The following is a 12,256-nucleotide window of genomic DNA, read 5'->3' as shown; positions in this document are numbered from 1 at the left end:
GTACTTTATAAGGTGGTTACATTGGGGAAGCTTGGAGAGAAGGCCTTATAGTTTGTGGGAGTGGCTCTCCCTTTGTCCTGTTTTTTAATAAGGTTTTGGACCACCATTTTGGCGAGAATTTCGTAAATCTTTGTGTTTTTCAATCCCATTAAGTTACCGGCTTCTTTCCTTGAGATTTTTCCTTTTTCAAGTAAGTATAAAAGGATGGTTTGTTTTTCTTTATCTAATCGTTCGTAATCCTGTCTTATTTATTGGTCTTGCTCAATACTTTCCTTTGAGGATAGGGTTGTCTGTGGTCGAATAAATTCAATGTTAAAATAGTCATTCTTCTCCCACGGCAAACGCTTTTATTGCGCCATGCAAGTCCATAAGATGGGGACAGATATAAGGCGTATAGTTATATCAAAAACATCTTACAGTAACCCAGTCACGTAAGTAGCGTGTCCCGTCAAGGGCTAGCCACCCAACGGAAGCGAGTCTTGCATAGTCACTGGAGACGATGGCATGAAGCGTAGACAGCGACTGCCGAAGGCCAGTATAGAGCCACGAAATATTTGCAATACCGGGGTTTTAACTGTTAAATGAGTTGGAACAACACTGATGACAGCGAGAGAGTAAAGGCAAGTAGTCACAGCCTGGTCGTGGTCTGAGACCTGGTCAAAGGCAGATAAGGGTTGCATGGAACATGGGAGAGCCTCCCGCCTCCAAGCGAACAGTTGGTATAAGGATTGACCACACAGTAACCATCCAGGTCTGTCAAGTAAGCAATGCCAGTTGATAAGACGTTAAGAAGAGGCATTGCCGCAAGGTATCTGTACCGAAGGAAACTGAAGGGAAGGAGAAGGGCGAAGGCAGTCTTAGTATCCCCATAGTACCGATTGAACGCTGGGAAATCTATCCCAAGAAAGCCAGCAAGTAGGAAAGGGGGATACCTTAAATCGGAATTGTAGTTTAGAAACATTAATTGTACCAGAGACAAGAAGACCAATGTCAACACACAAATTACAAATCGGGCTAGCAAACACAAAGGGGAAGCCCTGACGAACCTACATCAGTACATAGATGTGGAGTTGCTGACCAGCAGTTACCGACAGCTGAATAAAACCAGTAGTGTAGGGGTTGACGGAGAAAGCTGGAATGCGTATGGGTTACGCCTACCGGACCGGCTTCCGGAACTACTGAGGACAGTTAAATCAGGGGAGTACAAGGCACCACAGATACGCAGGGTGTATATTCCGAAGGGGAAAACGGGGAAGCGTCCGCTAGGGATTCCCACCATAGAGGATAAAGTACTTCAACCGAGTGTCAGGAGCGTGTTGGAGCCGATTTATGAGGAAGACTTTAAAGAGTTTTCCTACGGATTCCGTCCAAACCGATCCTGTCACCATGCCATAGAGTACATGTTCGAGAAAGTAAGCTATGGAAGGATGCGGTATATTATAGATGCAGATATCCAGGATTACTTTGGGAGCATAGACCACGGCCTGTTACGTGTGTTTCTAGACCGTAGGGTGAAAGATGGCGTGGTGCGCAAAATGCTGGATAAATGGCTCAAGGCAGGAATACTGGAAGATAAGCAGTTGCATTATCCGAAGGGAGGAACGCCGCAAGGCGGTATTGTCTCACCAATATTGAGCAATATTTATCTTCATTATGTGCTGGATGAATGGTTTTCGGATAAAATCCAGCCCCTGTTAACAGGTAAAAGTTTCATGGTGAGGTATGCCGATGATTTTGTGATGGGTTTTGAAAAAGGAGAAGATGCCAAGCGTGTCATGGCTGTTCTCGACAAACGATTTACAAAATATGGGCTTAGACTACATCCGGAAAAGACAAAGGTTATCGATCTGAACACTAATATACGTGGAGAAAGAAGCTTTGATTTTCTGGGTTTTGCCCACTATATGGGTAAGACACGTAAAGGAAGGCTAGTCTTGAAACGAAAGACAAGCAGCAAGAAGCTGGTGATGGCTATTACCAAAACAGGCGATTGGATCAAAGGCAACAGGCACAGGAAATTAAAGGAGTTGATCTGTGATCTTAACGTTAGGCTTCGAGGCCACTATGCCTATTATGGGGTAACCTTCAATGTCAGAAGTCTAAACAAGTATCACAGATGTGTTGAACGGCTGTTGCACAAATGGCTGAACAGGCGGGGAGGCAACGAACCGCTCTACCTGGAAAAAATAGTTTAGGACTGGAATACGTCTCTGTAAAAGTAATGGAGCCCTTCTTTTGGAGGGCTTTTTTGATGGATTTGGTGAAAAATACCCTAGATGGATTGTGTTTTTTAGATGTGTGCGGTGCATGGCAACCAACCAGGTAGTGAAGCCACATGAAGGCGATATTCTCCCTTGTGGCCTTCTCAAGTTTACGGGAAGGAAAAACAGTTCTCAAGGTAGCCGTACACCAGCACCTTCAGCAGCATACGGGGATGGGAGCTACTGCCCCCCAGATCAGGGTATTGCTCGAGGATGGGGGGATGGAGATCTTGTCCACTTTCACACTTACTGTGCGTGCCGGATGGTTTGACGGCAAAAGTTCCCCCAATGACGGTGGAAGAAACATCAACTGGTTGGGATTGTAGTCTTTTAGGACTAACTTGTCTTTGGTTTTTTGCACACCTCAAAAATAACAGTTTCGAGTTAAAACCTAAAAATGGCTACCCGATTTTTCGTGTAGCTTTTACTTTTTTCCAAAGATGACTTATGAGACAGCCTCACCGACATTTTTCATTAAGTCATTTAACTGGCCAAAGAGGCTACATAGCAAAGGAATTGAGGTTGATTAGTTTAGTTTTTACTAAAATATTGAACTTTTTCCCTGTCTTTACGTTTTAGTTTTAGTAATAGCTAAAATATTAAAACATGAACAATAATTGTATCAGAGTATTGGCCGATCCTGTTCAAATCAAGGAGTGCAAGAAAACACTCAACAAACTTGAAGAACAGTTGAATTTGGCCACTCAAATTTTCAACCTTTCAGGAAATGCCGCAAGGCTTAAGATTCTCTTTCTACTTCATAAAGAAGGTGAAATGTGTCCTTGTGATCTAAGCGATATTTTGGATATATCTGTCGGTGGCATTTCCCAACATTTAAGAAAGCTGAAAGATGGAAAGCTCGTTAAATACAAGAAAGTAGGACAAACCGTGTTCTACTCTATTGTGGAAGATAATATCCAAGCAATAAGACCTGTATTAGACAGCCTGCTTAATAATAATAACAAAAAGGAGTCAATATCATGAGTAATTCAAACCAATCAAATACCTCATCAAAAAGTATTGGGGCTGGATTGTTAGTAGCCTTTACTGCCTCACTTTGTTGTATCACCCCGGTTTTTGCTACGCTGGCAGGAATAGGAGGCATTGCTTCGGCCTTTTCATGGATGGAACCATTTAGACCTTATTTAATAGGCCTTACAGTTTTGGTATTGGGCTTTGCCTGGTATCAGAAATTAAGACCCAGGACTCAGGAGGAAATCGACTGTGCCTGTGATGAGAATGAGCGTCCCTCCTTTTGGCAGTCCAAAAAGTTTCTTGGAATCGTTACCGTCTTTGCGGTATTGATGCTTGCTTTTCCGTCCTATTCCGGCATCTTTTTCCCGGACAACAGCAAAGCCGATAAAGTTATCGTGGTAAAAGAAGATGATATTCTGAATACTGAGCTGAGGGTCAAAGGCATGACCTGCACCGGATGCGAGCATAGCGTAAATGCAGCGCTTAATAATAGTGAAGGTGTTCTCGAAGCTTCTTCGTCCTACAAAAGTGGTATTGCAACGGTAAAGTTTGATCAAACAAAAGTATCCATTGATCAATTGGCTGATACGGTAGAGGAAGCTACAGGCTATAAAGTCACTGAAAAGAAAATCATACAAGAAAAAACTTTAAATCAATAAAATAATGAAAACCATAATTTTAAGCCTGGCATTCGTCTTTTTACTTGCAGGACATGGGATAGTACAATCTACCGATTCACAAAAAACTGAAAAAGCCAGTACTACTCAGGAAAACGAGACGGTTAAACTGAAAGTCACCGAGCTCACCTGTGCCGGCTGTACCAATCACCTTTACAAGATATTAAAAGAAACAAAGGGCGTCATCGACAAATCGGTGGAGTATCCAGGGGATATCGCAGTGGTGGAATATGATCCCAAACAGACCAATCCGGAGAAGCTCATTGCATCTATCAAAGAAAAAACTGCTTACAAAGCTGAACTATACACTGGGAAAAATGATTAGAATTAAAACTAATACATGCATGGTTAAAATAAGAAATATGTTTACTCCTAAGAGTAACAAGATCGGTGAAGGACAAAAAAGTTTATCGGAAGTTGTGCTGGAAATAGAAGGCATGACCTGCGATCATTGCGCCACCGGTATTGAGAAAAAGGTTGGTCATCTTGTTGGAACAGCAAGTCAGAAGGTAAACTATCCGGAGGGAAAGGGAATATTCTCCTACGATCCTGAAAAGGTTTCAAAGAAAGAGATCATAGATACCATTAACGGCATGGGCAATTACTCCGTTAAGAAGGAATTGCCTGCATCATCAAATGGTCAGGGAACTGAAGAAGAAGTAACGTTTAGCATTTCCGGGATGACCTGTGACCATTGCGCCACCTCCATTGAGAAGCGCTTTGAAGGCCATGAAGGTTTGATCTCCAAATCGGTGAGTTATGCCGATGAAAAAGGCACATTTATCTTCAACCCCGATAAAATAAGCCGTCAGGAAATTATTGAAACGATCAACAAGGAGGGCAATTACAAAGTACAAAAGGAAATTGGAGGAAACGGCAACCTGGAACGCGCAGATCCCGGGCAACACGATCTGATCATCATAGGTGGAGGATCTGCGGCATTTTCAGCGGCCACTACGGCCAATGAACTTGGGTTGACCGTGTTGATGGTGAATGCCGGACTGGACATTGGCGGCACCTGTGTGAATGTGGGTTGCGTACCCTCCAAACATTTGATCAGAGCTGCAGAGCAGGTTCACCGGGCGCAGCATTCGCCTTTTAATGGCGTGTCAGGCGCAAATCCAACTTTTGATTTCAAGGCTACCATACAACAGAAAAAAGAATTGGTGGCAGCCCTGCAAAAGAAGAAATACCTGGGCGTGGTGGGTGACCTGGATAATATCACTATTCTGGAGGGTTGGGCCAGGTTCGTGGATGCGCACACCATTGAAGTGGATGGAAAGCCGTACAAAGGCATGAAGTATTTGCTGGCAACTGGCGCCACAACCAATGTGCCTGACCTGCCAGGCTTAGAGGATGTTGGGTACCTGACGAATGAAACACTGTTTGACCTGGAGGAACAGCCCGAACACTTAATCGTGCTTGGAGCCGGATACATTGCGTTGGAGATTGCCCAGGCATATCATCGCTTTGGCACTAAGGTCACCATGTTGCATCGGTCAGAAAGAATTCTACGAACACAGGCTGCCGATATTACGGATGACCTGACATCCCATTTTACAGAGGAAGGCATTGAGGTCCATACCAATGTCAGTATTCAAAAATTCGAAAAGAACGGAGATGCCATAGTGGCCCATACCAATGAGGGGACTTTTGAAGCTTCTCATGTGCTGGTAGCCACAGGAACCAGACCGAATACCAGCGGTCTGGCGATTGAAAACGCTGGTGTCAATCTCAATAAAACAGGTCATATTTTAGTCAATACTAAACAGGAGACGAATGTAGGCCACATTTATGCGGCAGGGGATTGTACCGATACACCTGCATTCGTATATACCGCTGCAAAAGAAGGAAAGGTCGCTGTATTAAACGCTTTCCAAAGCACCGGCGATATGGTCGATTATACAGGCCTTCCATGGGTCGTATTTACAGATCCGCAGATAGCAGGGGCTGGCTTGGACGAAAAGGAGGCCGAAGAAGCAGGGATACCTTATGAAACCAGTGTGATGCCGTTAACCGAGGTGCCACGTGCACAAGCAGCTTTGGACACGCGGGGGGTTATCAAACTGATCAGAAACAGTGAGACAGATAAACTTATTGGTGGACGAATCATCGCTCCTGAGGGAGGCGAATTGGCTATGCAAGTCAGTCTGGCAATTAAAGCCGGAATGACTATTCAGGAACTGGCCGATGCATTTCACCCTTACCTGACCTTATCAGAAGGAGTGAAACTGGCTGCCATCACCTTTAATAAAGATGTGTCAGAATTGAGTTGTTGTGCCAGTTAATTGATATGACATTTTTAGGAGTTGGACTGTTACATTTTTTATGCTGTTCACTACTGATGTTAGCAGTTGTCCTAATGATACTTCAAAAGAAAAGGGGCAAATAGCCTTTTTTTTAATCTCTTAGGGTCTAATTCCCCGAGGCTTGCCTCGTTTTACTATCTTGTGACTCGATGTCCCAAGATAGTAAGTAAATCCATAAGAGTCATAATGTTTCAGTTTTGCTGTATCATGTAGTTTGCGCAGCAAAATATAGACGTGTAGTGTTCAGCAAGGGGGGGGATCAAGTATTGATTTCGACCTGTGAACAGATAGAATTAAGATATGAGATTAAGTTTCTAGAAATCGGGACAGATGCAGACCACGTACACTTTCTTATACAATCGGTTCCCACCTATAGTAAAACTAAGATTGTGAGAACGATAAAGAGTTTGCTAGTCCGAGAGGTATTTCAACATTGCCCAGAGGTGAAAAAGCAGCTTTGGGGCGGAGAATTTTGGGGTAAAGGGTACTTTGTCAATACCGTTGGCCAACATGGAACTGAGGAAAAGATAGCTAATTATGTTAAGAGTCAGGGGCTGGAAAAAGAATACAAAAAACTAAAGACCAATTATCAACTAAAAATATTCGATTGACAAATAATGCCTCGTGGGCTTGCCCCGAGGATTATTTACTGAAACAGGTGGAAATATTGGGGATGATTTATGGGCAATAGTACCAGCCGTTAGTTTCAGGCCAACTTCTCAAACCGTAATTCGTCTAAATTATAGGCATATGCAAGAAACTGATATTCTTGGAAATCCACCGGCCATGATTGGTGGTTTTCAATTTGGCATTTCCAGTTACTTCTAAAAACAACCGCAAATGAATTTTTAAGCAAACTATATAATTTTTTGGTTTATTTTCTTAATACAACTTTGCAATACCCTTGCATCGAATAATTACGTATAATTGCATAGTGAAAATCGCGTGTTACATATTAAGCTTATACTTCATAGTCCTTGCAGGGATGACCTGTGCAGATTCTGTTCCGCTTAATGATGATAAGGAAAATGTTACCGTAGTAAATACTGCAGATAACCATCCCAACCATGAGCATAATCAGGGTGGGGATGGTTGTTCTCCGTTGTGTGTTTGTCATTGTTGTCACTTGCACTTTTTCCCCGTTGCAGAAGTAGTATTTTCACATCCCGTGAAGTTACCTGTTACTTTTTTTTCCCACTACCAGGGACTCGAAAGCATTGAAATCTCCGAATTTCTTAAGCCCCCAATATCATAATCCTTTTCTGACTGACAGGATAAATATGCCCTTTTGATAAAGCCCTTTTATCAGGACTGGGCAGGCATTTAAACTTACTCCCTAGTTATTTTCTTTAATGAGCCTTTACCATAAAAGGTATCCTTTCACTGTGTCCAATCTTATTCAGAAAGTTGAAAAAATTGAATAAAAGCAAATCGAAAAAAAGGAAAATGAGAAGGAAGGGAATCACATTCAAACAGATTCTAAAGTGGTTTTTTATTGGGTTGGTGTGCGCTGTCTTGCTGGCAGGTATTGCGGAAAGAATTCACCACTTCTTCTCTGTCCATATTAAATAATTAAAAGTCATATGATCAATAAAATCATTTCTTTTTCTATAAAGAATAAATTCATCGTGGGTCTGCTGACGCTGGCCCTCATTGGTGTGGGGATCTACTCCATGGCCACGGTCAATCTGGGTTCTGTCCCGGACATTACCAACAACCAGGTGCAGGTGATGACCGTTTCGCCCAACCTTGCCACAGAAGATATAGAACAATTTGTGACTTATCCGGTAGAGTTGGCCATGGGTAATTTGCCAGGTGTGGACGAAATTCGGTCTATTTCAAGGTTTGGCCTATCAGTAGTCACCATTGTTTTTGAAGACGAAATGGGGATCTACAAACCCCGGCAGTTGGTGCAGGAAAAATTAAATGAACTAAAGGAGACTATTCCTGAAAAATTTGGTAGTCCCACTATGGGGCCTATTTCTACAGGTTTAGGCCAGATTTACGAATACACCATTCAACCCAAAGAAGGTTATGAGGATCAGTATTCACCCATGGAACTGCGCACTATTCAGGATTGGATTGTAAAAAGACAACTGACTTTGCTTGATGGTGTGGTTGAAGTAAATTCTTTCGGTGGCTATATCAAGCAATATGAAGTGGCCATCAATCCAGAAAAACTCAACGCGCAGAACGTGAGCATTTCTCAGGTATATGAAGCCCTGGCCAGAAATAATGTGAATACCGGAGGTGCTTACATTGAAAAGAATCGCATGTCCAATTTCATCCGTGGAGAAGGACTTGTACGCTCGCTGGATGATATCAGAAAAATAGTCATAAAGACGGAAAATGGAATCCCGGTCACCATAGGTGATGTGGCAGAAAAAGTGCATTTCGGCAATCAGGTACGATACGGGGCGTTTACCCAGGATGGAAAAGAGGCCGTCGGCGGCATCATTATGATGATGAAAGGCTCCAACCCCAATGCGGTCATCCAGGATGTGAAAGCGCGCATGGAAGAGGTAGAGAAATCGCTTCCGGAGGGATTGACGATCAACACTATAATTGATCGTAGTGATTTAATTTCCAGAACTACTGATACTGTGAAAACCAATCTTTTTGAGGGGGCGCTGATTGTAATATTCGCATTGGTGATCTTGTTGGGTAGCCTTCGTGGTGGAATTATCACTGCGACTACTATTCCGCTTTCCCTGCTTTTTGCCTTCATTATGATGAAGCAATTTAATGTTTGGGCCAACCTAATGAGTCTCGGGGCCATTGATTTTGGGATCATCATTGACGGGGCGGTGATTATCATAGAAGGTACGGTTTACGAAATTCAGAAACGCATACGCTCCGGGAAAATTAAGTTCAATCAGGTCTTGATGGATGAGGTGGCTTATGATGCAGGAAGTACCATGATGGGTTCCGCTTTTTTCGGGCAGATTATCATCCTCATTGTATTTGCCCCGATCTTGTTTCTCACCGGTGTGGAAGGTAAAATGTTCCAGCCTATGGCCTACACCTTTGGATTTGCCATGATTGGTGCCATCATCCTGTGCCTGACGTATGTACCGATGATGTCGGCCTTATTCATGAAACCCATCCAAAACAAGAAAAACTGGTTTGGCCGTTTCGAACGTTGGTTAGAGAGGGTGAGCGATAAGATAATTGGAAGCATACAAAAAGTTTATTTGCCTTTATTAAAAGGAGCTCTTCGTTTTAAAGCCATTGTGATTATTGTGGCTATTGTACTGCTGGGAGCAGCCGGGTTTGTTTTTTCAAGAATGGGAGGGGAATTTGTTCCACAGCTTGATGAGGGAGATATCGCCATGCAGGCACTCATCAGGCCTGGAAGTTCCTTAAGTGAATCAAAAGAAGTATCCATCAAGATAGAGAACCTGTTATTGGAAAGTTTTCCTGAAATAAAAACAGTAACTGCCCGAATCGGAGTGGCAGATATTCCTACTGATCCCATGCCGATGGATATAGCAGACATGTACCTCATTTTAGAAAAAGATAAAGATCAATGGGTTTCTGCTGAAACCAAGGACGAGCTGATTGAGCAAATAAAGGATAAACTAGAGACCCATCTGACAGGGGTAAATCTGGTATTTACTCAGCCCGTAGAACTGCGTTTTAATGAGTTGCTGGAAGGAGTACGGGAGGACATTGCCGTTAAACTCTATGGTGAAGACCTGGAAGTGCTTTCCGAAAAAGTGCAGGAGATGGCTAATATTATTTCTACCGTATCTGGAGCCGGGGATGTTAACCCCGAACGGACATCTGGGCTTCCTCAAATGACCGTCCGCTACAACAGGGATAAAGTTGCACAATACGGCCTGGTTATTCAAAAGCTTAATGAGTATGTGAGCTCTGCTTTTGCCGGAGGTGTTGCAGGAGTCATTTTTGAAGGGGAAAAGCGTTTTGACCTGGTCATCCGCTTTGACGAGGCTCACCGTAAAAGTATAGATGACCTGCGCACACTCTACATTGATCTGCCTGATGGCACCCAAGTACCCATCAAAGAAGTCGCTGATATTAGTTATATGCCAGGCCCTATGCAGATATCACGTGACAACACCTATAGAAGAACCTATGTTGGAGTTAATACCAGGGGGCGTGACGTAGAATCAGTGGTGAATGACATACAGGAAAAGCTGGATGCAGAATTGGATTTACCGCCCGGTTACTACATTACTTATGGTGGGGAATTTGAAAATCTTCAGCGGGCTAAAAGCAGGCTGCAGATTGTTGTGCCTATCGCCCTGTTTCTGATATTTGTATTGTTATATTTTGCCCTAAAGTCATTTTCTCAATCCATTATGATCTATATGGCTATCCCCTTGGCAGCTATCGGGGGAGTTTTTGGCTTATGGATAAGAGGTATGCCATTTAGTATCTCGGCAGGCGTTGGCTTTATAGTACTTTTCGGGGTGGCTGTGTTGAACGGCCTGGTACTGATCAACCGCTTCAATTCATTGAAAGAAGAAGGCGTGACGAGTATTAGAGAAAGAATTCTAACGGGAACAAAAGAACGAATCAGGCCTATTATGCTTACTGCAACAACAGACATATTCGGATTTCTGCCGATGGCATTTTCAGCATCTGCGGGAGCTGAAGTTCAGCGACCATTAGCAACGGTAGTAATTGGTGGCATGCTTACTGCGACATTGCTTACGCTGGTAGTGCTGCCAGTGCTATACACATTTGTAGAGGGAAGGAGAGAAAAAGGAAAAAGTCTGAGTGCTCCGAATGCCAATGTGATCATTGTTTTTTTCGTTTGTGGTGGATTGTTTGGATTACCGGCAGTGGCTAATGCCCAGCAGCAAGACAGTTTACCTACGATCACATTAGAACAGGCCAGGAAGCGGGCTGTAGAAAGTTATCCTAAAATTCAATCGGCACGTCTGGAAATAGAAAACCAGGAGATGCTGAAGAAAACTGCCTGGGATTTTGGTAATACCCAAATATTTACCGGGAAAGAAGAGGTGGGTAATGGTTCGGATGTGAGTGCTGAAGGAGTTTATACCCAAATCGGTATCCAACAGCAGCAAATTGACATTTTTGGAATAGCGCCAAAGCTCAAACTGCAAAAAGAGAGGGTAGCCCTGGCTGAAAAAGCCCTTGACCTGTCTGTGATTGAGCTGGAGCTTGAGGTAAGCCGCGCCTGGGGCATGGTCTATGCTGCGAAAAACACCTACCAGGTATATCAGCATCTCGATTCTATTTTTACAGATATTGAAAGGGCAGCCAGGATAAGGCTGGAAACGGAAGCCTCTTCCAAACTGGAATACCTCGCTACTTCCAATCAGGCCAATCAGGTACAGATACAGAAAGAACAGGCTTATCGGGATTATTTGAGTTCACTGCAACGCCTCAATCTCTGGTTTGCCAATGACACCCTGTTTACAGTACCGGATATTCCGGCCAACCAGTTGGATCGACCCCTGAATTATGTTGTTGATTCACTTATGAGTCATCCTTTACTTAATGTTTCAAAACAACGGGTAAATGTAGCGGATGCCACGATCAAAGAGAGGCGCTCGCAGTTTCTTCCAAAGTTGCAAGGTCAGTATGGCCGGCAGCAAATTGCCGGACAGTCGGGATTTTATCAGTATCAGATTGGGATACGCATTCCATTATTGTTCGGACCTGAACTTGGAAGGACACAGTCTGCAAAGATCCAAAGGAATATAGCCAGCCAAAACCTGCGACAAACCCAACTGGAAATCAACACTGCTTATCAGAATACCAAGGAAAAATATTTGAAATGGCACAACTCCTGGGTCTATTACCGTGATGAAGCGCTCCCGCTGGCAGCAGATCAGCGGTCAGGGGCTATTACCGCCTATCGGGAAGGTGCTATTGATTATGTGGCCTTCCTGCAAAACATCAGAGATGCCATTCGCATAGAAGTGGACTCCTGGGATGCCTTTGGCAACTACCTGGATAGCCGCTACCAACTGGAATACTTCTTAAAAACATCAAATTAAGCATTTAATAAAACCTGGATAAATTATCAGATTAAAAA

Annotated in this window: 9 protein-coding genes and 1 pseudogene; 8 read left to right on the top strand and 2 right to left on the bottom strand. The window is 43.4% G+C overall.

What is annotated here, in order from left to right; genetic code table 11:
* Nucleotides 1-5: 5 nt before the first annotated feature.
* Nucleotides 6-206, bottom strand: coding sequence for a helix-turn-helix domain-containing protein (locus ECHVI_RS24365; protein WP_373289281.1), 201 nt, complete (start codon nt 204-206; stop codon nt 6-8).
* An 858-nt stretch (nt 207-1,064) separates the two neighbouring features.
* On the opposite strand from ECHVI_RS24365, the gene ltrA reads away from it, so the two are divergent.
* Entirely contained in the window at nt 1,065-2,195 is a 1,131-nt protein-coding gene (gene ltrA / locus ECHVI_RS21855; protein WP_217189908.1) for a group II intron reverse transcriptase/maturase, read from the top strand.
* Between the two features lie 133 nt (nt 2,196-2,328).
* On the opposite strand, the pseudogene ECHVI_RS24185 reads toward ltrA, so the two are convergent.
* Nucleotides 2,329-2,568: pseudogene (locus ECHVI_RS24185) on the bottom strand (transposase); the annotation flags it as partial.
* Nucleotides 2,569-2,867: 299 nt separating this feature from the next.
* Between ECHVI_RS24185 and ECHVI_RS21845 the strand changes: the two are divergent.
* From ECHVI_RS21845 to ECHVI_RS21820, 7 genes are all read left to right on the top strand, one after another.
* A complete protein-coding gene (locus ECHVI_RS21845) occupies nt 2,868-3,245 on the top strand; it encodes an ArsR/SmtB family transcription factor (protein WP_015268184.1) in 378 nt (125 codons plus the stop codon).
* A complete protein-coding gene (gene merTP / locus ECHVI_RS21840; RefSeq protein ID WP_015268183.1) occupies nt 3,242-3,895 on the top strand; it encodes a mercuric transport protein MerTP in 654 nt (217 codons plus the stop codon). The genes ECHVI_RS21845 and merTP overlap by 4 nt, the downstream gene beginning before the upstream one ends.
* A gap of 4 nt (nt 3,896-3,899) precedes the next feature.
* Nucleotides 3,900-4,238: a heavy-metal-associated domain-containing protein gene (locus ECHVI_RS21835; protein WP_015268182.1), complete on the top strand. Its 339-nt coding sequence runs from the start codon at nt 3,900-3,902 to the stop codon at nt 4,236-4,238.
* Nucleotides 4,239-4,257: 19 nt separating this feature from the next.
* On the top strand, nt 4,258-6,201 hold the full coding sequence (merA, locus tag ECHVI_RS21830; protein WP_015268181.1) for a mercury(II) reductase: 1,944 nt from the start codon (nt 4,258-4,260) through the stop codon (nt 6,199-6,201).
* 191 nt (nt 6,202-6,392) lie between these two features.
* A complete protein-coding gene (gene tnpA / locus ECHVI_RS21825) occupies nt 6,393-6,833 on the top strand; it encodes an IS200/IS605 family transposase (RefSeq protein ID WP_245553533.1) in 441 nt (146 codons plus the stop codon).
* Between the two features lie 323 nt (nt 6,834-7,156).
* Nucleotides 7,157-7,477, top strand: coding sequence for a DUF6660 family protein (locus ECHVI_RS24280; protein ID WP_083892023.1), 321 nt, complete (start codon nt 7,157-7,159; stop codon nt 7,475-7,477).
* A 328-nt stretch (nt 7,478-7,805) separates the two neighbouring features.
* A complete protein-coding gene (locus tag ECHVI_RS21820; RefSeq protein WP_015268179.1) occupies nt 7,806-12,218 on the top strand; it encodes a CusA/CzcA family heavy metal efflux RND transporter in 4,413 nt (1,470 codons plus the stop codon).
* Nucleotides 12,219-12,256: the final 38 nt, after the last annotated feature.

This window comes from Echinicola vietnamensis DSM 17526 (assembly GCF_000325705.1).
GTDB lineage: Bacteria > Bacteroidota > Bacteroidia > Cytophagales > Cyclobacteriaceae > Echinicola > Echinicola vietnamensis.
Note: the sequence above shows the minus strand (reverse complement) of the source record. Positions and strands in the feature narration are given on the sequence as shown.